Below are 22041 nucleotides of genomic sequence, written 5' to 3'. Positions count from 1 at the left end.
GCACTTCGGTGCGCCGGGATCCTTGAGCCTGGTCTGCTAACCCGCGTTCAGCCGCCACCTAATTCGTTTAGCAGCGATGGATGACGGCTCCATTTCTCAAGGAGCTTCACAATGATCAAACCTACGCCAAACCCGCCGGAAGCCGATTCAACCTCGCCCTACGAAACCCTCGACTCCAAGAAATTCCACGAAGCCGCCGAACGCGCCCTCGATCACTACCTCAATCCCCTCCTCCCCCGAAAACCGCTGCTCAAACCTAACGCTCGCTACCTCATCGCCCCCGACATCGACAGCGAAGAACTGCTAGCCGACGCCTGCGAAACCCTGACCTCGGCCAAAACCATGGCCAGCGATTTTGCCGGGATGATCGATACGCCGCAGCGGCATGTGCTGCTGGGTATCGGGCAACTGATCATGCTGGCGGAACTGGCGGTAAATCGGGTGCTGGATAATCTGGAACTGAAGGCTGACGCAAACCTGTAGGCAAGTGAGCGATTGTGGCGAGGGAGCTTGCTCCCGCTCGAGTGCGAAGCGCTCGCAAAGCTTTTGGGGGCTGCTTCGCAACCCAGCGGGAGCAAGCTCCCTCGCCACAGATTTCGCTAGGCATAAAAAACCCGCCGTCCCGTATAACCGGGACGGCGGGTTTTGTCGTTTCAGCTCCGGCTTACACCGTATCCACCTTCAACGAATGATCATTCAGCATCCCGTTGATGATCGTCGCCGTGTCGTGCCCGCTGGCAATCAATCCACCCGCCCCCGGCGTTACACCGTAGTGGCTGGCCAGGTTGACGCCCGCCAGATCGATGGTCTGGTTCGGCGTGGCGCCAGCCATGGCGCTGACGTCGATGCTGGTGACCACCGACGCGCCGCTGCCGGTGACGGTGAAGTGCAGGTAGTCATCCAGTGACGCCGCCGTGCCGTTTTCACCTTGCAGCAGTTGCGACAGGTCGAGCTTGTCGGTGCCGGGGGTGAAGTCGGTGACGGTGTCGTGGCCGCTGTTGCCCTTGAGCCACTGGAAAGTATCGGCGCCCGGCCCGCCGGTCAGGGTGTTGTTGCCCATCCCGCCGATCAGCAGGTCATCGCCCCCGCCGCCGTTGAGGATGTCGTTGCCCAGGCCGCCGTTGATCACGTTGTTATTGTTGTCGCCGGTGAGGGTGTCGTTGAAGTTCGAGCCAACTAGGTTTTCGACATTGCTGATGGTGTCGATGCCGGCGCCAATGGTGTTCTGCGCACCGAGCAGGCTCAGGTTGACCGTCACCCCGGCCGTCGCGTGGGCGTAGCTGACCGTATCGATACCGGTGCCGCCATCGAGGATGTCGTTGCCCGGGCCGCTGTAGAGCAAGTCGTTGCCGGCGCCGCCATGCAGCTCGTTGTTGCCGGAGCCCGCGGTGAGCACGTCATTGCCGTCGCCACCGTTGAGGATGTTGTCGCCGCTGCCCGCCACCAGCACGTCATCGCCGGAAGTCCCGGTGAGGGTGTGGCCGTCCTGATAGCTGATGGTCACGTTGGCGGTGTCGCTGCCACCGTGGTTGTCGTTGGCGGTGTAGGTGCCGTGGAAGTCCGGGGTGACGTCGTGGGCCCCGGCGTAGTTGACCGTCATGGTCAGTTGATAGTTTTCCGCGGCGTTGGTGTTGCTGCCGCTGGTGTTGGTGATGTTGGTCACGTGGATCTGGTATGTGCCATCGGCGCTGGCGGTGATGGTGCCGCCATCGGCGATGCTGACGAACGCCCCGCCGTTCACCGAGTACTCCATGGTGATGTGGCCGGCCGCCAGGTTGTGGTCGAGGTTGAGGGTCTCGCCTTGTTTCAGTTTGACGGTGATGAGGTCTTCATCGTTGGCATTGGCGTTGGTCACCGCGCCGAGGTAGCCGCTGACCACCAGCACTGCCGTCATCATCGCCGTGTTGGCCGCAAAGGAGTTGCGTACATCAGCCAGATTCTGGTTGGCGGCGGTGTTGCTGGTGCCGGTGAAGCTGATCGCACCGCTGCCGGTGAAGTCCGCACCCTTGGCCACCCAACCGGTGTTGAAAGTGGTTGGCGAGGCGTTGAGGGTGTCGTTGTCCGGATCGGTGTCGTTGGCCAGCAGCAACTCGCCCGGCACCACGACATTGCTCGACAGCACGTTGGTGATGATGTGGTCGTCCACCGCCACGGGCGGCGAGTTGGGGATCACTTTCACCGTCAGCGTGGAGCTGGCGAGGTCGCCGTCGTTGTCACTGAGGGTGAAGCCGATGTTCTCGGTGATCACCGTCGTGGTGGTTTTTTGCGAGGTGTAGCTGTAGTCGCCGGTGTCCAGATTCACCACCAGCGTGCCGCTGTTGTTGGTGGCGATGCTCAGGGTGTTGTTCACCGTGTTGAAGGTGCCGTGGCTGGTGCCGCCGCTTGGCGTCAGCGAGCCCTGGCCGCTATTGGCTTTCGGGTCATAGGTGTAGGTGATGCCGTCGACCACGATGGATTTGATGAAACCGCCATCGGCGCCGAACGTGCCGCTGTCCCCCAGCAACGAGCCAGTGACCGGCGCGCCCTCCACGGTGCCGGACAGCACCGAGTTCAGTTGATTGAGGTCGGTGACCACCACCGCATTGGTGTTGGTGTGGCTGATGCCGTCGTAGGCGATCGGATCGAGGTTGGCATTGCTCACACCACTGCCGAGACCGATTGCGTAGTTCTTGATGTTGTTGGCATCAAGGAAGGCTTTGAGTGCGGTCTCGTCGGCGGTGCCGATTTCCTGGCCGGTGGTGGGTTTGCCGTCGGAGAAGAAGTAGCCGACGTTCTGCGCTCCGGTGAGTTTGCCCGAGGTGTTGAACGCGGTTTGCAAGGCTGCCACGGCCGCATCGTAGTTGGTGCCGCCACCGGCGTTAAGACCGGCGAGCAAGGTCTTGGCCGTCGCCACGTCGACCCACACCGAAGTGCGGTCGGTGGCGTTGCTGCTGAAGGTGACGAGCTGTACTTTCACATCGCCCAGATCGTCGTACTTGTCGAGCAAGGCACTGATCGCCTGCTTGGCCAGGTCCAGCCGCGACAGGCCCGGCACGCCGGAGGCATCGGCCATACTGCCGGAGATGTCGAGCACGATCAGCACGTTGGAGTCGATCTCCACCGCCGCCACCGAACGGTCCGACGCCACCGCCTTGGGCACGTCGTCGACGATGTTGACCACGATGGTGCTGGTGGTGCTGTTGCCCAGCGCATCGGTGGCCTTGTAGGTGAAACTTTCGCTCAGGGTGTTCGGCCCGTCATTGGCGTTCGGCGTGGTTTTCGGTGCCGAGGTCAGGGTGTAGGTGTACGTGCCGTCGGGGTTGAGCAGGATCTGTCCATAGGTGCCGGTGGCGCTGCCAACCAGGGTGTAAGTGATCGCGCCGCTGCCGCCGGTGACCGCGCCGACCAGCGTGCCGGTGGCGGTTTCGCCGGTATTGGTCGGATCGCTGCCGGTGACCGTGCCGGGGGCCAGGTCTTGCCCGTCCTTGGTCAGGTCGAGAGCTTTTTCGTAGACAGTCACGTCCTGATCGACCGAGGCCACGAGTTTGCTGTCAGCGACGTTGACGGTGATGGTGGTGGTGCTTTCGTCGCCGTCACTGTCGCGGATGGTGTAGGTGAAAGTGTCGGTGGCGCCCGGCGGGCTCACCGAGTTCGGGTTGCTGTGATAAACGGCGTTGCCCGCCGCATCCAGGGTCAGGTAGCCGTAGGTGCCGTTGATGTTGCTGTTGAGGCCGCCGATGGCCGAGGTCGCCGTGTTGCTGCCTGCCCGCACGCCGACCACCGCACCGCCCGCTGCCGGGCCATCGGCACCGGTGACGTCGTTGCCCAGCACGCTGATATTGACGGTGCCGCCCTCCACCACCGAACCGGTGTCAGCCTTGGCAGTCGGCAGGTCATCGACGATGTTGACGTTGATCTGCCCCGACGCGGTGCTGCCATCGCCATCGGTGGCCACCACGTTGAAGTTTTCGGTGATGCTGTTGGCGCCGTTGCCGGTCGGGTGGGTTTCGTGATCCACCAGGGTGTAGCTGTAACTCACGACGCCGGTCGCGGCGTTGAAGCCGGTGACCGTCAACGTGCTGCCCAGCGGCGTGACGACCGACTGCGGGAAGCCTGCGGCCACGCCGTTGGTAACGACAGCGATGCCGCCGACGGTGAGGGTTTGCAGACCGTCGAGTGCGGTGACGGTGAAGGTGCCGCTCTGGGTCAACGCCGTCGCATCCGGCGCAGTGCCGTTGCTGAGGTTTTTCTCGAAGACGGTGAGTTCACCGCCGTTCACATCGAGGCCGTTGAGAATCACCGGATCGTCGTTGTTGTGGATCTGCAGCACAAGGTTCGCGGTGCTTGCGTCGCCGTCCGAGTCGGTGATGGTGTAGGTGAAGGTTTCGGTGCCGTTGCCATTGCCGTGCAGGGCTTTGAAGTCGGCGTCGTTGGTGTTCAGCGTGTAGGTGTACGTTCCGTTGGCGTTGAGTACCAGCGTGCCGTAAGTACCAGTAAAAGTACCGGCGGTGATCGGGCCAGCGTTCGGGCCGGTTGGGACGCGGTCAGCGCCTTGCACGTCGTTGGTCAGCACGTTGCCGGTCAGGGTCAGGTTGGTTTCCGAAGCTGTGCCAGCGTTGCTGTCGTTTACGCCTTTTGGCAGGTCGTCGACGATGTTGACGTCGAGGTTGGCATTGGCGGTGGTGCCGTTGTCATCCACCACCGTGACGGCGAACTGCTCGCTCAGGGTGTTGGCGCCGTTGGCGGTTGGGTGGGCGTCGTTGTGATCCAGGGTGTAGCTGTAACTGACGACGCCGGTGGTGGAATTGAATCCGGTGATCGTCAGCGTGCTGCCTAGCGGAGTCGCTGCATTACAACCGGCACCGGTATTACGACCCGGAGGTGGGACGGTATCTGACGCCGGATCCGGTGAAGCTGGCGGGTGGGTTGAATCAGTACCGGTATGTGCCGAATCCGACGGGGTGGGTGGATCCGTTGGGGTTGAGCTCCAATTGTCCGCCGCCGAATAAGCCGGGTTGTGAGGTTCCAGATGGAAGTAATGGGGTTAAGGTTGATGAGGGGGAGCCGAACCTACCGGCCATTGCTCACAATATAGATCCAAAAATTTTGAAGCGAGTACATACAATAGAGGGAAAAACCTCAACCAAGAAAGTCGACGACTATAAAAATAGAATGCGCGAGGGATACAATCCAGCATATCCCATTGACGTTATAGAACATGACGGCAGCCTATATATTCTGGACGGGCACCATCGTGCAGCGGCTGCACGGCAAACTGCGACCAATGTGACAATTAGACTCATAACTGATCTCAACACATACAACGGTTCTCTAAAAAGCATTGAGGACGTATTAGACTCAGCAAATAATGTAGGCCTAGATAGATTGGAGCACCGGAGAAGAAGATGAGTGATCGAAATGAAACTCTGGAAATCCTGATAAATGACTTCATCTCCACGGTGGAGTCTGGCACCTTAGTATTTGAGCGTGAATTTGGCACTCGAGATATTCGAAGGCTTTGGCATACAAAGGCAATAAAGCGATGCGGAAAAGTCACTGGAGGCGTTAAGTACGAATTACATGGGATCGGATGTTTCATCCACTTACCGAAAGAAAGCGTAGATTTTGACTATGGCCCTAACGGTGAAGTCAACGGATTTGATACTTGGCGCCTATACAACTTCGCTTGCGATAGACCATCCAAGCATAAAAAATACTGCGACGAAGAAACTGTTGAAAAAGAACTCAAAGAATATGTAAGACTCAAAAAAATTAAAAAAATGTCAGCAATAAGTAATCTTTATGTACTGACTGACTCGAGAGATACAGATTAGGCGCCACCACAAAAAAGGGCCTGTTGACTCAGGCCCTTAAAAACAATTAAAACTCTCCTCCCCCCACTGCGCATTCAAGATGCTATCTAAACGGACAGCACGCGAAAACTGCTGCAGAAAATACTGAAGTATCATTAGGTGTGCACCAAGCTCAATGAAGGAAGTGCCCCATCACTCATCATCATCAAAATCCTCATACTCAAGCTCCTCCCCCTCACCCTCCCAAAGCGGAACCGTTGCATCATCCATCAACGACCCCGGATCTTCATTCCCCGGATCATTGATAAACGGCAATCCGCTCGGTCCTTTTTCTTCCTTGCCTTCGGTTTCGGGAGTCATGGTGCACCTCGTCAATCGCATTCGTATACGACGTTCGAAAAGTATGGTCGCTAATCGTTCCTCCGCATGACACGCAGGCACAAAAAACCCGGCATCAAGCCGGGTTTAGATAGAACCGATCATTCAATGATGACGATTCTTGTGTTTATGCTTGTGGCCGCCCCCAGAGTGCGATTTACCGCCATCGCCACCCAGGCTGTTGCCAACTGCGCCACCCGCCGCGCCGCCGAGCCCGGCACCGACAGCCGAGCCGGTAGAACCGCCGACGCTGTTACCAAGCACTGAACCACCAGCCGCGCCAAGACCGCCACCAATGGCGGCTTCCGTGCGGTTGCGTTTGTTCGCCCCGACCGCACTGCCAGCCGCACCACCTACGCCGGCACCCACCGCCGCCCCCGTGCTGCCGCCGAGCTGGCCGCCGACCACATTCCCCAGCACACCGCCCAGCCCACCACCGACCGCCGCGGAACCATCGCCGGCAGCCATGGCGCCTTGAGCCACGAGCAGTCCCATAACCAACGCAGTTGCAGTTAATGTCGAGCGCATACAGACCTCACAGGTCCCGGATCGGGACGGCATGCCCGGAGAGGGGCTATATGGAATTTGAGGCTCATTCAGGGAAAACGTTCAGCAACGAAAAGGCCCGGCATAAAGCCGGGCCTTTTCAGACATGCATTCGCAATCAGTGACGCTTGTGACCCTTGGACAGATTGCTGCCCACCGCGCCACCGGCTGCGCCACCCAGGCCGGCACCGATGGTTGCGCCAGTCTTGCCGCCCAGGCTGTTACCGATCACCGAACCACCTGCCGCGCCGACACCGCCGCCAATGGCCGCTTTGGTGCGAGCACCTTTCTTCGCTGCCAACGCACCGCCAGCCGCGCCGGCCAGGCCGGCGCCGATGGCCGCGCCGCTGCTGCCGCCCATTTTCTGGCCAACCACGTTACCGAGCGCGCCACCCAGACCGCCACCCAGTGCGGCGGTACCGTCGCCAGCCATTGCACCTTGAGCAACCAGAAGCCCCAGAACCAGAGCAGGCAGAGTTAAACGCATGACCAAAACCTCAACAGAAGGAAGAAAAAAGGGCGCAGATTGAATGCTGTTGCCATGGCAAAGTCCAGCGTCGCAACGCACTTGGCGCCGATTGGACAGCGATTTTGGAAAAGGTTTTATGGCAGGCAAAAAAAAGCCCGCTGGGGAGACGGGCTGGAGACTTGCTTTCTAACGGATGGCTTCACCCTACGTAGACCGGTGTGAAAAGTTTGTGAAAGAAACCAGTCGAATCCGCAATTTCTGTAGGACGCTTCTCAAAAAATCAGAAACAAAAAACCCCGCTCAATGGCGGGGCTGTGTGGCATCCGGATTACTTCCTAGAACGTGTCGTCACCTTGGGCAGAAATTTGGCTTTAGGCCCCTTCGGTGCTATCGACTTGATCTTGCCGGTCTGCACCGGATCTTCGCCAAAACCCGCCTGATACTCGGTCTGGCCGCAGCGCACGCAATTGTTGAATGGAAATTCAGCCCCGTCGTCTTCGATATACGGATCAGTCATCTCTTCACCCCTTTCAAAAGCGGATCGATACCGGCAAGACCCTTTTGCCTGAAAAAATATCGACCTCCAAGGATTTTGAGACTAGCCGGTCATTCCTGGACTTGTGATTCAGATTGCCCGGAGCCCGACGAATGGACTACAAAACTTAAACACCTTGATGAGCGGTTGGTCCTGCACCGCTAAAGATTCTCGGCGACTGGCCGTTGCCCTTTTTCCTACGCAATCAATCTCAAGGAGAGAACATGGAAATCAAAGGATTCCCACCGATGCCTGTTGTAAAGCTCACGGACGAGCAGATCGCCGCCGGTAAAGCCGGGGCGGAAAAATTCAAGGAGAAGCTTGCTTCGGGTGAAATCGTCATCAAGCCACTGGACGGGCCTAGCCCGGTGCAGCCTGGCAAACCTGGTGTCATCTACTATCCAGACCCGGTTCAGCCTGGCCAGTCCACCGGCACGCCACTCGTCGCGATCGACACTCCACTGACCTACGATTCGAAAGGCACCATCCTGCTCAAACCGCAGGGCTGATTGCCAGCAACGAGCCCATTCCCTTGAATGGGCTCTCCGTCGGCAAACCGATGCTTAGCGCAACTTGACCGCCGTGCCGGTCGCAAACACCACAACCATGCCGCCCTTCCCCGCCGGCATGCTGATCTCGAAATCTACCCCGACCACCGCATCCGCCTGCAAGGCTCGCGCACGCTCCTTGATCTCGTCAGTCGCCTGAACACGCGCCTCCTTCAACGCCCGCTCCAGCGTCTGCGAACGCCCACCGAAAAAGTCCCGCATGCCGGCAAACATATCGCGAATCACATTCACGCCCTGCACCGACTCGGCACTGACAATGTCCAGGTACGCCGTGATCTGCCGGCCTTCGATGGAGTGGGTAGTGGAAATGATCATGGAAGTCGTCCTTTTACACACAGATAAAACCGCGATTGTACTGCCCCGGTAAAATGAAGCCGATCCCATCTCTGTGAGCAAAAAAATCCGGACACCAGAATGCACAAAACCCCTGGCTTCTTGCGAAACCAGAAGGGGACAGCGAGTTTGTCAATTAAGAGCTTTTGATGGCGCAGATCATGATTGGGTGGGGCCATGGTTTTTGGAGACCATCACCCTAGTTTGGGAGGAGGTCTACTTGTTGTAAGGAACGGAGACGTTTCGTCGGTCCTGCGTGGAATGCGCTGCGTAATATCGATGCGATGAATCCGGTCAAAAAAAGCGCAGACCGTCGAGATCGTAGAGCAGGACAATAAAGCTGCGCGGAAGCACAAGCTGCACTTTGCGTTCCTGAACACCAAGAACGGTCTGCCGCATGTCAGTGGCTTCGTTGTGCGAGATCGTTTTCTGAAGTCTCACTTGAACACAGAGGGGCCCGTTATCGCGTGCCTAGTCAATGCCGGCATACCTAGGCAAGCCGGTTGCTCTTCACGGGCGAGGCGTCGATAGAATGGGTGGCCGTGCAGATAGGGCAAACAAATGGGAACATGACCCGGCAGCATTGTGGGACGTGGGTTAATGAGGATGGGCCGGACATTATTGGTCTGCTTGAGCATGCACTTGTTTTATAAAAACTGTGAGTACCCTCGGGGAGGAGAAACCTAATGCCTTTGCTGCATAGATATGAATCACTGCTGCTTAAAAAAAACGTATCCCTATCGCAGCTTTACTCACATCGCATGAGCCAGTGCCTTGCATTGCGCCTGCACAACGGGTCAATACTCCGACGGATTAATAAATTTTCGGTGTTGGATGAGATTGCTCTACTCGAAAAAACGCCTACCAGCCGACCAACTGGTACAAAAGCGGCTGAGAAATTCAGAGGCCCCATCCTTGGTCGCTTTTGGCACAAACATTACTTTGATGCATACCATCTGCCACAAAACATACAAAATAAATGGTTTAGCGAATACGCCCTTAAGCACCGATTACTTAAAGAAAAGCTGCATGAGATTTTATTAGTGGAGGAAGATGACTCGGACATGGAGAAGTATCGAAATGTCAAAGCTAATCAAATATCACACGCCCTCGTCTACGGAGGAATCGAAGCAAGACGAAACAGGCGCGCCCTCACAGGCGAATGGCTGATTTACTACGTGTACGACGGACTCAACTACTACTTGGATTTAGCCAACCATGAGGAGTTGGATGACCAGCAAGGTATCTATAACCGGCTAAGGGACAATTGCGCCTGGGAGTTTCCTTTTGCGTTCGATTAAATCAGAACTCTATTGGATTCAAAGAGTGGCTAGGTATCCGGGTGGAGCTTACTACCCTTAAGAATCCAAGGCTCCAAAAGAACGTCGCGCCAGTTGAATTGCCTTACGGCATGCAGAGAGCTTATCCCTTCACCGGTCAAGAGTAGATTGTATTTACAGAATATCTCGTCAAGCTTTTGAAGGGCCATGTCGAGTTCATCAAATTTCGGTAAGCGTCTTAGTTCTCCGGGCGAAGTTCTATGCGCGATCCGTTTGTTGACGAAACGCTTGACGCGCTCACTTGCATCCTCCAAGACGCGCAGATCAGATCGAGTTGCCTGCTGAGCTAGATGAGAGCGCCCTTTTCCAACAACATTGTTGAACGTCATGTGGCCTAGCTCAGGACCTATCTGTGTTCTGCCATACATTCGAACATGATTTTCTCGATTTATGATGCCTGGGTTTTCCAGCATCTCGTAGAGCATACGCCAGAGAGAGCGAGAGTCGCGGCTCTGATCTATGAAGCTGCGTATTCCGATAGCCTGAGAAACGACGTAGTTCCTGCACATCCAATCAAAAAAGCTGTATGGGTTCATGATTTTAGGATTTTCGTTCGCAACCTCCTGCAGTTCCCAGAACGTCTCTCTTTTACTGAGCAAGTCGGATAGGTCTCGTTTCATTCCTGGCAACCAACGCTTCCAACGTCGAATGTTTATGTGATGATCGGCAATGTTGCGCTTCAAAGTCTTGGGTCGTTTGCGAGATGGCATAGCTTTTTCCTTAGTATCTCGTCGCCCAGATCAGATAGATCTGTGAGAGCAAGCCAAGTGTAGCTGCCTATTTTCCATCGCTCTGGCCACCTTAGCTCCTATTCACAGTCGCTTTGCCAACCTCGACAACCGGCACTTGGTCCCATATGGCCTTTTTCCAGGCGCTAAAAACTTCAAACCCCCGATTTCCTATAGGAAAATCAGGGGTTTGCGATTTCATAATTTGGCAGTGGAGGAAAGATTCTAAAGTGATTCACAAGCGTACGCTGTGCTTTGTTTTTTTGTTCAACAAAGGCGAGTTGCCATGTGTGGCATGGTTTCAAAAATGGCCCCCAATCACTAGACAAGATGTGGGGGATGCTGCATAAATCCCGTTACTCGAAAGTTGGCAACTGTTTTTTGGGAGGTCTGATTTCAGCACTTCGTCGATGAAACACCTCCGTTGCCTCGTCCGATAAAACTTTGCATTCCTCCTCGCTCAAAAGCTCCTGATCCTCCATGGCTTCAAGATAGCCGGAAAGGCGAAAAAAAGAGGTCGTCAGGTGGGCGTCATCTGGCGATTCACTCACGTCTTTAATGCGCTCTTGCACAGCTTTTCGGGCCTGTTCAACTTCCCATTCACTCGGTATAGGCATCGCGAAGGTCCTTTCATTATCCATCGGCATCAGTGGGACGCTAAGCAAGGGTAGTTGAGCAGCGAACTCAAAATTCTTAGCGTGCATTCCCATGAATGTTTCCATACGGGTCTTTTCTGCCCGTCTAAAAACACAAAACCCCTGAAAACTTTAACGTTTTCAGGGGTTTAGTCGTTTCGAATTTGGCGGTGAAGGAGAGATTCGAACTCTCGATACAGTTTCCTGTATACACACTTTCCAGGCGTGCTCCTTAAGCCACTCGGACACTTCACCGTATCTCTTCAAACATGTTCTGTCTGTCGAGGCGCGCTAATGTAGTCGAAAGCTTTTCTGATGGCAAACTTTTTTTCAGAATTTTCATGCGGTTAAGAGAAAAAGTCGTTTCCGCTAGCGATGGGCCATGGCAATCCGGCCAATCTCGGGTGGGTGCGGCCCTTCTATATAGGCGCGCAAGCGTTTGCCGTGGGCACGTTGCGGCGCGTCAGCCGGTCAAGGGTGACCGGTGGGTCAGTCACAGTGCTTTACCTGACCGGCGACGGTGGGTAACGTCTGCCCATCTTTCTTATAAGGAATTGCGCCATGAGCGACCTGATTGCCTACCACCTCGAAGACGGTATCGCGACCCTGACCCTGAGCAACGGCAAGGTCAACGCCATTTCCCCGGACGTGATCGCGGCCTTCAACGCGGCGCTGGATCAGGCGGTGGCGGATCGCGCCATTGTGATCATTACTGGCCAGCCGGGCATTCTCTCTGGCGGCTACGATTTGAAGGTAATGACTGCCGGCCCTAAAGAAGCCGTGTCGCTGGTGACCGCCGGTTCTACCCTCGCCCGTCGTCTGCTGTCGCACCCATTCCCAGTGATCGTTGCCTGCCCGGGTCATGCCGTGGCCAAAGGCGCGTTCATTCTGTTGTCCGCCGATTACCGCATCGGTGTCGACGGTCCGTTCAGCATTGGTCTGAACGAAGTGCAGATCGGCATGACCATGCACCACGCCGGCATCGAGCTGGCCCGTGATCGCCTGCGCCGCTCGGCCTTCCATCGCTCGGTAATCAACGGCGAGATGTTCGATCCCCAAAGCGCAGTGGATGCCGGCTTCCTCGACAAGGTGGTTTCGGCCGAAGAGCTGCAAGGTGCCGCCCTCGCCGCTGCGCGTCAGTTGAAGAAGATCAACATGACCGCGCACAAGAACACCAAGCTCAAGGTACGCAAGGCGCTGCTGGAAACCCTGGACAACGCGATCATTCAGGATCAGGAACACCTGGGCTGAACCCGCTTCGCTCCTGTATAGAAAAGCCCGACCGTCGTGTCGGGCTTTTTCTTACGTGCATGGTTTAAATCTCCACAGCAGCTCTAGGACGCCTCTGACCGACAAGTCGGAAACATGCGCTTAAACATCGCCCATCTCCTGACTCTATAGCGGCAATTGCCGAAAACAGTGCACATCCGTACACTGCGCCACCTTTTGTCCCGGTGGGGCCTGAAAATGCTGTTTGTGTTTCGTATGTTATTGATGGGCCTGCACTTTATTCTGGCGGGCGTGCTCGGGGTGATCCTCGGGCTGTGTCGGCCATTCAATCCGGACAACAGTCGTCTGTGCGCTCGACTGTACGCGCTGCCGGCCATGTGCATCCTGCGCCTGCGAGTGAAGGCCGACGTCGGTCAGCTGATGAACAAGCCTGATAGCTGCGTAATCATCGCCAACCATCAGTCCAACTACGACCTGTTCGTGTTCGGCAATGTGGTGCCACGTCGGACCGTGTGCATTGGCAAAAAGAGTCTGAAATGGGTGCCGTTGTTCGGGCAATTGTTCTGGCTGGCGGGCAATGTGTTGATCGATCGTGGCAACGCGCACAAGGCACGCCAGTCGATGCTGACGACCACCGACACCTTGCAGCACAAAGACACCTCGATCTGGGTATTCCCGGAAGGCACGCGCAACCTGGGTGAAGATCTGCTGCCGTTCAAGAAAGGCGCGTTCCAGATGGCCATCGCCGCCGGTGTGCCGATCGTTCCGGTGTGCGTCAGCAGCTACATCAAGCACATGCGCCTGAACCGCTGGCGCAGCGGAAAAGTTCTCATACGCTCGCTGCCGGCAATTCCTACCGCCGGCCTGACCATGGACGACATGCCCATGCTCATCAGCCAGTGTCGCGAACAGATGCGCGAGTGCATCGATGCGATGGATCGGCAACTACAAGCCGCGTGAAAAAGAAACCCGCCCAGTGCGGGTTTTCTTTTGCCCGGTGAACTGTACAGATTTCACTGACTCTCAAGCAGCGACACGGCTAAGCTGAAGCCATGTCTCCCCTGCCATCTGCCAATAAGAAGTGAACCACCACCATGGGTCGAGTTGTTGCTGCTGCGGTTTACAGCGCCGGTAAGAAAGTCACCAATATTTCCCTCGATGAAGGCGCCGCCTGGGCCGCCAAGACCGGGCACTTCGTCTGGATCGGCCTCGAAGAACCGAACGCCCAGGAGCTGTCCAACCTGCAACGCCAGTTCAACCTGCACGAATTGGCCATCGAGGACGCCCTGGAAAAACACAGCCGTCCGAAACTGGAAACCTTCGGTGACGCCCTGTTCATCGTCACCTACTCGCCGGTGCGCGAACACGGCGTCCTGCAGTTCATCGAAACCCACATTTTCGCCGGCAAGGGCTACATCATCACTGCCCGCAATGGCCATTCGGCGTCCTACGCCCATGTCCGTCAGCGCTGTGAGGCACGGCCGTTGCTGCTGGAACACGGGGAAGATTTCGTACTGTATGCGCTGCTGGATTTCGTCATCGAAAACTATCAGCCAGTGGGTGAAGCGATCCACGCCGAGATCGATGAACTGGAACGCAACGTGTTGTGCAGCGCGCTGAACGAGCACGACATCCAGAAGCTTCATGGCCTGCGCCGCGACGTGCTGCGCTTGCGTCGATACGCGGCGCCGATGGTGGAGATCGGCGAAGAGTTGCAGAAGCTGAGCTTCCCCTTCATCGACAAGAACATGCGCCCTTACTTCCGCGATGTGCAGATTCACGTCACGCGGCAGATGGAAGACCTGACCACCCTGGCCGACATTGCGAGCCAGACCATCGAAATCGGTGTGTTGCTGGAGGCGTCACGCCAAAGCGTGGTGCAGCGCAAGTTTGCAGCATGGGCAGCGATTCTGGCGTTCCCGACGGCGGTAGCCGGGATTTACGGGATGAACTTCCAGAACATGCCGGAGCTGAGCTGGCACTACGGCTATTTCGCCGTGCTGAGCTTTATCACGGTGGGCTGCGTGGGGCTGTGGGCGAGCTTCAAGAAATCGGGCTGGCTGTGAGTTAAAAAAACGCCCCCGTGTACGACACGGGGGCATTTGGGGTCAAGCGGCGGTCGGCTTGTGCGCCACGAAGCGCATCATCCATTCCGCCACCGTGGCGCCGTGGTGCTGGTGCTCAAGGCTGGCCACGCCCTTGCTGTAGATCTGCTCACCCAACGCTTCCTGACGCAGATCCAGCAGCGCCCGCGAGTAATCGTGAATGAATTCCGGATGCCCCTGGAAGCACAGCACCTGATCGTTGATGTGGTAAGCGGCGAACGGGCAAAAATCGCTGGAAGCAATCACTGTGGCGTTTTCCGGCAGTGCCGTGACCTGATCCTGGTGACTGATCAGCAGCGTCAGTTCTTCGCGCACCGGGTTCATCCAGGGTGCCTTGGCCGCCAGTTTGTAGTTGTGAATGCCAACGCCCCAACCCTGGGTCGCCCGCTCGCTCTTGCCACCCAGCAGCAGCGCCAGCAGTTGATGGCCGAAGCACACGCCGAGCAGTTTGTCGCCGCGCTCATAGCGGGTCAGCAGGTATTGCTTGAGGGTCTGAATCCATGGGTCGGTACCGAACGAGTCGGCCTTGCTGCCGGTGACCAGGTACGCGTCGAACGTCAGGTCATCACTCGGATAATCGCCCTGCATCACGTTGTACACCGTGAACTCGGCGGCGATCGGTTGTTGCGAGAACAGGCGCTGGAACATCTGCCCGTAACCCTGATATTGATCGACCAGTTCCGGACGCAGGATGTCGGTTTCCAGAATGCAGATGCGTAGCGACATAAAAAATACCTGACACGTGATGGGAATAATGCACACCCCAGAGCCTGCCTTGAAACCACCCGGCAAGGCAAGCCCCGAAATGCGTCCCCACCCCGTTAAAACAACTCGCCCTTCGCGGCTTTTTCCAACAGCAGCGCAGGCGGTGCGAAACGCTCACCGTACTGTTCCGCCAGGTACTGGGCCCGGGCGACAAAGTCCTTAACACCATATTGATTGATGAACTGCAACGCCCCGCCCGTCCATGCCGCGAAACCGATGCCGAAGATTGAGCCGACGTTGGCGTCCGCCGTCGAGGTCAGTACGCCCTCCTCCACACAGCGCACGGTTTCGATCGCCTGCACGAACAGCAACCGGTCACGCACATCCTTCGGCGAAATCTGCCCGTCAGCTTTCTCGAAACGGGTTTTCAGCTCGGACCACAGGTGTTTCTGGCCGCCCGCCGGGTACTCATAAAAACCGCCTCCCGCTGCCTTGCCCGGCCGCTTGTATTCGTTGAGCAGCAAGTCAATCACGGCGAACGCCGGGTGCTCAATCAGCGCTTTCCCTTCCGCTTGCAGGTCTTTGGCCGTTTGCTGACGGATATGGCTCATCAGGCTGAGGGAAACTTCGTCAGAGATTGCCAACGGCCCAATGGGCATGCCGGCCTTGCGCGCTTCGGTCTCGATCATCGGCGCACTGACGCCCTCGCCGAGCATGGCAATGCCTTCATTGGTGAAGGTGCCGAACACTCGCGAGGTAAAGAAGCCACGACTGTCGTTGACCACAATCGGGGTTTTCTTGATTTGCAGGACGAAATCGAACCCGCGTGCGAGGGTTTCGTCGCTGGTTTTCGCGCCTTTGATGATCTCCACCAGCGGCATCTTTTCCACCGGGCTGAAGAAGTGCAGGCCGATGAACTTGCTCTGATCCGGCACCGCAGCTGCCAGGCCGGTGATGGGCAAGGTCGAAGTATTGGAGGCAATCACCGCGTCGGCACCGACCATCTGCTGCGCAGCTGCCGAGACTTTGGCCTTGAGCTGACGATCCTCGAACACCGCTTCGATGATCAAATCGCAACCCGCCAGATCGGCATCGCTTTCGGTCGGCTGGATACGCGCCAGCACCGCTTCACGCTGCTCCGAGGACATCTGCCCGCGAGCAACTTTCTTGTCCAGCAGTGCCGCCGAATGCGCCTTGCCCTTTTCCGCAGCGGCAAGGTTGATGTCCTTGAGCACCACGTCGATACCGGCCGAGGCGCTGACATAGGCAATACCGGCCCCCATCATGCCCGCGCCGAGGACGCCCACGCGCTTCGTCACGTAAGGTGCAAAACCCTGCGGCCGCGAGCCGCCGGCATTGATTTCATTGAGCTGGAACCAGAAGGTGCCGATCAGGTTTTTCGAGATCTGGCCGGTGGTCAATTCGGTGAAGTAGCGAGTTTCGATCAGGTGCGCCGTGTCGAAATCCACCTGCGCGCCTTCCACCGCCGCGCAGAGGATCTTCTCCGGCGCCGGCAACGTGCCCTGGGTTTTACTGCGCAGGATCGACGGTGCAATGGCCAGCATCTGCGCGACTTTCGGGTTAGACGGTGTGCCGCCGGGAATCTGATAGCCCTTCACATCCCAACGCTGCACGGCCGCGGGATTGGCCAGAATCCAGGCACGGGCCTTGGCCAGCAGTTCATCACGATCCGCCGCCAGCTCATCGATCAAACCCGCCTGCAACGCCTGTTGCGGGCGGACTTTCTTGCCTTCGAGCAGATACGGCAGGGCTTTTTCGATGCCGAGCATGCGCACCATGCGCACCACTCCGCCGCCGCCCGGCAACAGACCGAGGGTCACTTCCGGCAGGCCGAGTTGCACCGAAGCATCGTGCAGCGCCACGCGGTAGTGGCAGGCGAGGCAGATTTCCCAGCCACCGCCGAGCGCCGCGCCGTTGATCGCCGCGACCACCGGTTTGCCGAGGGTTTCCAGGGTGCGCAATTGGCCCTTGAGGGTCAGTACCATGTCGTAGAAAGCCTTGGCTTCGGGCTTGCCGACCTTGATCAGTTCATTCAGGTCGCCGCCGGCGAAGAAGGTTTTTTTGGCCGAAGTGATGATCACCCCGGCGATGTCATCTTTTTCCGCCTGCAATCGGGCGACGCTTTCGGCCATGGCTTCGCGGTACACCGCATTCATGGTGTTGGCGCTCTGGCCCGGCATGTCGATGGTCAGGAGGACGATGCCGTCCTGACCTTTTTCGTAACGAATGGCTTGGGTCATGACAAGGTTCCTTGAGGTCAGAGGCGTTCGATGATGGTGGCGATGCCCATGCCGCCGCCGACGCACAGCGTCGCGAGGCCGTAGCGCAGGCGCCGGGCTTCCAGTTCATCGAGCAAGGTGCCGAGAATTGCGCAACCGGTAGCGCCCAGTGGATGGCCCATCGCAATCGAGCCGCCATTGACGTTGACCTTGTCCGGGTCGACGGCCATGTCCTTGATGAATTTCAGCACCACTGAGGCGAACGCCTCGTTGACCTCAAACAGATCGATGTCTTCGACCCGCAGCCCGGCCTTGGCCAGTGCCTTGCGGGTGGCCGGCGCCGGGCCGGTGAGCATGATGGTCGGGTCGGTGCTGGTGACCGCCGTGGCGACAATCCGCGCCCGGGGTTGCAGCCCCAGCGCCCGGCCCTTGGCCTCGGAGCCGATCAGCATCAGCGCCGCGCCATCAACGATTCCCGAGCTGTTGCCCGGCGTGTGCACATGGTTGATGCGCTCGACATGGCTGTAGACCCGCAACGCCGTGGCATCGAAGCCCATCTGGCCGATCATTTCAAAACTCGGCTTGAGCTTGCCCAAGCCTTCGAGGGTCGATTCGGCACGAATGAATTCATCGTGATCGAGCAGAATGATGCCGTTCTGGTCCTGCACCGGCACCAAAGACTTGTTGAATGAACCGTCGGCCCGAGCCCGGGCGGCTTTCTGTTGCGAGTGCAGCGCGTAGGCATCAACGTCCTGACGGCTGAAGCCTTCAAGGGTGGCGATCAGGTCGGCGCCGACGCCTTGAGGGGTGAAATGGCTGTGCAGGTTGGTCTGCGGGTCCAGCGCCCAGGCACCACCGTCGCTGCCCATCGGCACGCGGGACATGGATTCGACGCCGCCGACCACCACCAGGTCTTCGTACCCGGAGCGCACTTTCATCGCCCCCAGGTTCACCGCTTCCAGCCCCGAGGCGCAGAACCGGTTGATTTGCACGCCGGCAACACTAACGTCCCAATCGGCCACCTGCACGGCGGTCTTGGCGATGTCAGAGCCCTGATCACCAATCGGTGTGACGCAACCCAGCACGACGTCATCGACCTGGCTGGTGTCCAGCGCCGTGCGCGCCTGCAAAGCGTTCAGCAGGCCGGCCACCAGGTTCACCGGTTTGACGCTGTGCAGCGAACCGTCGGCCTTGCCCCGACCACGGGGCGTGCGTAACGCGTCGAAAATCAAAGCTTGGGTCATGGCGTTCTCGAACCTGTGCGGTGAGTGAAATTCGTGCCTCCACTCTTGGCCGGGACGGTCACGGATTCAATGACCACAGCGCTCAATGACGTTGACGCGCACGCTCAGACGGACGGTCATTCCCGGCCAGGTTAACCGGTTCAGGTCAGCGAGCTGTCTAGCAAAAGGGCGGCAAAGAAGCTGGCAATGGGCCTCATGCCTTTTTAATCGCGCCTGGTAGCAAATACATATGAAATGGATCTAAGCCAAGCGTGACGCGGGCCCTAAGGTGAACATGTACGTCGTTGTCGTCGGGTTTTGCCGAGGCAGGCGTTCTTCAACAGGAAGTGCAGCGCTTGCCATCATGGATATGCAGGCAGGCATCAGGAAATAACAAAAAAGGCGGTCAAGCCATGTTCAAACAACCGAAAGTTCGTCAAGCAGGGCTCATTCTTTTCGCCACGACGCTGTTGTTGATTTTGCCGAATCTGACCAAGGTCATCGGCTGATTCAAGCGGCAGGTTTTGCTCATCGCCACTGAAAATATGACTGGCCCGCTACCCGGGCCAGCGTGGCTGTGCCAACCTTTGCGCACTTCCACGACATGGACGGCGATCACTTGAAAACGCTCATTCTGTTCGGGGCCATGCTCCTGAGCTTGCCCCTGTCTGCCGCACAGCTGAATCTGGAACTGGGCGCGAACAGTCGCACCTGGCAGACCGAGGAATTACTCAAGCATCCTCAGGTACAAACCCTCACGATAAAGAACGACGTGTCCTACAAGAAGGACATGACTTATCGCGCCGTGCCCGTGGCCGCATTGCTGACCGGAATCAAACCGGAAGATCACCTGCAAGCCGTAGCGCTGGACGGTTTTGCCGCCGAACTGTCAGCTGGTCCATTGCTGAACGCCCAAGGTTCACGCGCCTGGCTGGCCATCGAAGACCCGACTCACCCATGGCCGCCGCTGTCGGAGGGCAAACACAGCGCCGGGCCGTTCTATCTGGTGTGGACCAATCCGCAGGCCGACCATATCAGCCCCGAACAATGGCCGTTCGAAGTGGCGAGCATCAAACGCATGGCGCCAGTGGCCGAGCGCTTCCCTGCCCTGCTGCCGGATCCTGCGCTGAAGGCCGATGACCCGGTGAATCAGGGATTTGCGCTGTTCCAGAAGAACTGTCTGGCCTGTCATCGCCTGAATGGTGCGGGTGATGCGCAATTCGGGCCGGACCTGAATATTCCTTACAACCCGACCGAGTATTTCGGCGCGGACTTCCTCAAGCGCTACATCCGCGATCCGCAGAGTTTGCGCCAGTGGCCGCAAGCGAAGATGCCAGGGTTTTCCGCCGAAGTATTACCGGATGCGGATCTGCAGAAGCTGGTGGGTTATTTGCAGCACATGGCCGGGCGCAAGGTTGCGCCCGCCAAGTAAACCGACAACATCGTTTACTGCTGTTGCACCGAGATGATTGGCGCGGGTGTCGGCGACACCAGCACTTTCGCGTGCATCTGCTCTGACCCGCCGCCCCGGCGCATGCCCCGCACCGGGCAGGCGTCAAGGTAATCCAGCCCCACCGCCAGTTTCAGGTGTCGCTCCGGCCGCGCCAGTTCATTGGTCACATCGAAGCTGTACCAGGCGTCATCGATCCAGGCCTCGGCCCAGGCGTGGCTGGCCAGATGCTCGCAATCCTCGCTGTACAGATAACCCGACACATACCGCGACGGCACACCGAGGCTGCGCGCACAGGCCAGAAACGCGTGGGCGTGGTCCTGGCAAACACCCGCCCGCCCGGCAAACGCCTCGGCGGCGCTGGTGTCGACTTCGGTGGAACCAGGCTTATAGGTCATGTGCTGATTCAGCCCATGCATCAGATCGATCAGTGCATTGCGGTCGCGTCGTTGCTTGCAGGACTTCTCGGCAAACGCCCGCAGCGCCTCGTCCGCCTCGGTCAAACGGGTGAAGCGCAGGAACGGCAGCGCCGACTGACTCTCATGCTCCGCTTCACGCAACTCGTCGATATCGACCTGCCCACGGGCACCGATGATGATCGCTTCGTGGGGCTCGTCCATGGTCAGCACATGCAGGATGTTGCCGAACGGATCGAGCTGGGCGCGTACCGGACGCGGTAGGTCGAGCTGCCAGCTCAGCACGTGCTGACGCTCGCTGTCGTGGGGTGTCAGGCGCAGGTACTGGATGCTCGCCCGCACCTGATCTTCGTAGTGATAGGTGGTCTCGTGGCTGATGGAAAGTCTCATGCGGCCTCCAGGTAGGAACTGTGAATGGCGTTGCCCAACTGGCGCACCAGCGGGATGAACTCGGTAAGCCAGGCGTGCAGCCCTTCCTCGAGGATTTCGTGGATGCCGGTGTAGCGCAGGCGTGCGTCCATTTCCGCCGCCAGCCTTTGCGCGGGACGGCCGTTGGCCCCCGGCAGTTGCGCGAGAATCTGGTCGATTTCTTCGGTACAGGCCCGCAGCGAGCGCGGCACATCCGCGCGCAACAGCAACAGTTCGGCGACATGCCGGGCGCCGGGTGCATCGCGATAGATTTCGGTGTAGGCCTCGAACGATGACAAGGCCCGCAACAAGGCACTCCATTGGTAATAGGCGTGCGCAGTGCCGTCACTGACCGCTTCGGCCTGATCGCCGGCCATTTCGTAACGGGCGTCGAGCAGGCGCAGCGTGTTGTCCGCCCGCTCGATAAACGTACCCAGACGAATGAAACGAAACGCGTCGTTGCGCATGATGGTGCCGTAGGACGCCCCTCGGAACAGGTGCGAACGTTCCTTGATCCACTCACAGAAACGGCTCATGCCATAGCGGCTGAGGCCCTGGTTGGCGATCCCGCGGATCTCCAGCCAGGTGGCGTTGATGTTCTCCCACATGTCGGCGGTGATCCGACCGCGCACCGCGTGGGCGCTGGCTCGCGCCGCGCCGAGGCAGCTGTAGATGCTCGCCGGGTTGGCCGCGTCGAGCGCGAAGAAGTGCAGCAATCGCTCGGCATGCAGCTCGCCGTGACGCTCCAGGTAATCGTCCAGCGTGCCGGTGATCAGCAGCGGCATCGCCAGTTCGTGCAAACCGTCGCCACGGCCGTCCTGCGGCATCAGCGACAGCGAATAGCTGACATCGAGCATGCGGGCGAGATTTTCCGCCCGCTCCAGGTAACGCGACATCCAGTACAGATCCGAGGCAGTTCTACTTAACATGGCAGGCTTC

General features: G+C 58.2%; 21 protein-coding genes, 1 tRNA gene and 1 pseudogene. 9 read left to right on the top strand and 14 right to left on the bottom strand.

The annotated features are described in order from the left end of the window. Nucleotides 1-111: 111 nt before the first annotated feature. Nucleotides 112-483, top strand: coding sequence for a DUF6124 family protein (locus JJN09_RS29030; protein ID WP_249484858.1), 372 nt, complete (start codon nucleotides 112-114; stop codon nucleotides 481-483). Nucleotides 484-664: 181 nt separating this feature from the next. Here JJN09_RS29030 and JJN09_RS29025 read toward each other — a convergent pair. Continuing rightward, nucleotides 665-4822: pseudogene (locus tag JJN09_RS29025) on the bottom strand (beta strand repeat-containing protein); the annotation flags it as partial. A gap of 38 nt (nucleotides 4823-4860) precedes the next feature. Between JJN09_RS29025 and JJN09_RS29020 the strand changes: the two are divergent. Both JJN09_RS29020 and JJN09_RS29015 read left to right on the top strand, forming a co-directional pair. Continuing rightward, nucleotides 4861-5388: an RHS repeat-associated core domain-containing protein gene (locus JJN09_RS29020; protein WP_368388971.1), complete on the top strand. Its 528-nt coding sequence runs from the start codon at nucleotides 4861-4863 to the stop codon at nucleotides 5386-5388. Next, on the top strand, nucleotides 5385-5813 hold the full coding sequence (locus JJN09_RS29015; protein ID WP_249484857.1) for a hypothetical protein: 429 nt from the start codon (nucleotides 5385-5387) through the stop codon (nucleotides 5811-5813). The genes JJN09_RS29020 and JJN09_RS29015 overlap by 4 nt, the downstream gene beginning before the upstream one ends. 171 nt (nucleotides 5814-5984) lie before the next feature. Here JJN09_RS29015 and JJN09_RS29010 read toward each other — a convergent pair whose 3' ends face one another. The 4 genes from JJN09_RS29010 to JJN09_RS28995 all read right to left on the bottom strand — a co-directional run bounded on the left by JJN09_RS29010 (nucleotide 5985) and on the right by JJN09_RS28995 (nucleotide 7702). Next, entirely contained in the window at nucleotides 5985-6152 is a 168-nt protein-coding gene (locus JJN09_RS29010) for a hypothetical protein (protein WP_167443766.1), read from the bottom strand. Between the two features lie 123 nt (nucleotides 6153-6275). Beyond that, a complete protein-coding gene (locus JJN09_RS29005) occupies nucleotides 6276-6698 on the bottom strand; it encodes a hypothetical protein (RefSeq protein WP_249484856.1) in 423 nt (140 codons plus the stop codon). A 136-nt stretch (nucleotides 6699-6834) separates the two neighbouring features. Then, nucleotides 6835-7203 (bottom strand): glycine zipper domain-containing protein, encoded by a 369-nt coding sequence (locus JJN09_RS29000; protein ID WP_115077119.1) that lies wholly within the window; start codon nucleotides 7201-7203, stop codon nucleotides 6835-6837. Between the two features lie 310 nt (nucleotides 7204-7513). Beyond that, entirely contained in the window at nucleotides 7514-7702 is a 189-nt protein-coding gene (locus JJN09_RS28995; protein WP_249484855.1) for a hypothetical protein, read from the bottom strand. A 242-nt stretch (nucleotides 7703-7944) separates the two neighbouring features. Between JJN09_RS28995 and JJN09_RS28990 the strand changes: the two genes are divergently transcribed. After that, a complete protein-coding gene (locus JJN09_RS28990; RefSeq protein ID WP_249484854.1) occupies nucleotides 7945-8229 on the top strand; it encodes a hypothetical protein in 285 nt (94 codons plus the stop codon). 54 nt (nucleotides 8230-8283) lie between these two features. Here JJN09_RS28990 and JJN09_RS28985 read toward each other — a convergent pair whose 3' ends face one another. Beyond that, the gene (locus JJN09_RS28985; protein ID WP_007959944.1) at nucleotides 8284-8604 is read right to left on the bottom strand and encodes a YbjQ family protein; all 321 of its coding nucleotides are present in this window, start codon (nucleotides 8602-8604) and stop codon (nucleotides 8284-8286) included. 704 nt (nucleotides 8605-9308) lie between these two features. On the opposite strand from JJN09_RS28985, the gene JJN09_RS28980 reads away from it, so the two are divergent. Then, nucleotides 9309-9923, top strand: coding sequence for a hypothetical protein (locus JJN09_RS28980; protein WP_249484853.1), 615 nt, complete (start codon nucleotides 9309-9311; stop codon nucleotides 9921-9923). Nucleotides 9924-9952: 29 nt separating this feature from the next. Here the strand turns inward: JJN09_RS28980 and JJN09_RS28975 are convergent, their stop codons facing one another. The 3 genes from JJN09_RS28975 to JJN09_RS28965 all read right to left on the bottom strand — a co-directional run bounded on the left by JJN09_RS28975 (nucleotide 9953) and on the right by JJN09_RS28965 (nucleotide 11580). Then, nucleotides 9953-10672, bottom strand: coding sequence for a hypothetical protein (locus JJN09_RS28975; RefSeq protein WP_249484852.1), 720 nt, complete (start codon nucleotides 10670-10672; stop codon nucleotides 9953-9955). 374 nt (nucleotides 10673-11046) lie between these two features. Then, on the bottom strand, nucleotides 11047-11412 hold the full coding sequence (locus JJN09_RS28970) for a hypothetical protein (RefSeq protein WP_249484851.1): 366 nt from the start codon (nucleotides 11410-11412) through the stop codon (nucleotides 11047-11049). A 78-nt stretch (nucleotides 11413-11490) separates the two neighbouring features. Beyond that, nucleotides 11491-11580: transfer RNA gene (locus tag JJN09_RS28965), tRNA-Ser, on the bottom strand. 306 nt (nucleotides 11581-11886) lie between these two features. Between JJN09_RS28965 and JJN09_RS28960 the strand changes: the two genes are divergently transcribed. From JJN09_RS28960 to JJN09_RS28950, 3 genes are all read left to right on the top strand, one after another. Continuing rightward, on the top strand, nucleotides 11887-12576 hold the full coding sequence (locus JJN09_RS28960; protein ID WP_085732367.1) for a crotonase/enoyl-CoA hydratase family protein: 690 nt from the start codon (nucleotides 11887-11889) through the stop codon (nucleotides 12574-12576). A 216-nt stretch (nucleotides 12577-12792) separates the two neighbouring features. Continuing rightward, nucleotides 12793-13515, top strand: a complete 723-nt coding sequence (locus tag JJN09_RS28955) for a 1-acylglycerol-3-phosphate O-acyltransferase (protein WP_249484850.1) — start codon at nucleotides 12793-12795, stop codon at nucleotides 13513-13515. 134 nt (nucleotides 13516-13649) lie between these two features. Next, nucleotides 13650-14621: a magnesium and cobalt transport protein CorA gene (locus tag JJN09_RS28950; protein ID WP_249484849.1), complete on the top strand. Its 972-nt coding sequence runs from the start codon at nucleotides 13650-13652 to the stop codon at nucleotides 14619-14621. Nucleotides 14622-14663: 42 nt separating this feature from the next. Here JJN09_RS28950 and JJN09_RS28945 read toward each other — a convergent pair whose 3' ends face one another. The 3 genes from JJN09_RS28945 to JJN09_RS28935 form a co-directional block, all read right to left on the bottom strand. Then, the gene (locus JJN09_RS28945) at nucleotides 14664-15386 is read right to left on the bottom strand and encodes an amidotransferase (protein ID WP_249484848.1); all 723 of its coding nucleotides are present in this window, start codon (nucleotides 15384-15386) and stop codon (nucleotides 14664-14666) included. 95 nt (nucleotides 15387-15481) lie between these two features. Next, nucleotides 15482-17626 carry a 3-hydroxyacyl-CoA dehydrogenase NAD-binding domain-containing protein gene (locus JJN09_RS28940; protein WP_249484847.1) on the bottom strand — a complete coding sequence of 715 codons (2145 nt, stop codon included), beginning with the start codon at nucleotides 17624-17626 and terminating at the stop codon, nucleotides 15482-15484. Between the two features lie 17 nt (nucleotides 17627-17643). Beyond that, a complete protein-coding gene (locus JJN09_RS28935) occupies nucleotides 17644-18849 on the bottom strand; it encodes an acetyl-CoA C-acetyltransferase (RefSeq protein WP_249484846.1) in 1206 nt (401 codons plus the stop codon). 583 nt (nucleotides 18850-19432) lie between these two features. Between JJN09_RS28935 and JJN09_RS28930 the strand changes: the two genes are divergently transcribed. Next, nucleotides 19433-20260 carry a cytochrome c gene (locus tag JJN09_RS28930; protein WP_249490869.1) on the top strand — a complete coding sequence of 276 codons (828 nt, stop codon included), beginning with the start codon at nucleotides 19433-19435 and terminating at the stop codon, nucleotides 20258-20260. A 14-nt stretch (nucleotides 20261-20274) separates the two neighbouring features. Here the strand turns inward: JJN09_RS28930 and JJN09_RS28925 are convergent, their stop codons facing one another. Both JJN09_RS28925 and JJN09_RS28920 read right to left on the bottom strand, forming a co-directional pair. After that, nucleotides 20275-21084 carry a transglutaminase family protein gene (locus JJN09_RS28925; protein WP_085710657.1) on the bottom strand — a complete coding sequence of 270 codons (810 nt, stop codon included), beginning with the start codon at nucleotides 21082-21084 and terminating at the stop codon, nucleotides 20275-20277. After that, on the bottom strand, nucleotides 21081-22031 hold the full coding sequence (locus JJN09_RS28920; protein ID WP_096822958.1) for an alpha-E domain-containing protein: 951 nt from the start codon (nucleotides 22029-22031) through the stop codon (nucleotides 21081-21083). Before JJN09_RS28920 ends, JJN09_RS28925 begins: the two co-directional genes overlap by 4 nt. Nucleotides 22032-22041 lie beyond the last annotated feature (10 nt).

The sequence above is a fragment of the Pseudomonas sp. HS6 genome (genome assembly GCF_023375815.1).
In the GTDB taxonomy this organism is placed as follows: domain Bacteria; phylum Pseudomonadota; class Gammaproteobacteria; order Pseudomonadales; family Pseudomonadaceae; genus Aquipseudomonas.
The sequence above is the reverse complement of the archived record's forward strand: the minus strand, read 5'-3'. Positions and strand labels throughout refer to the sequence as shown.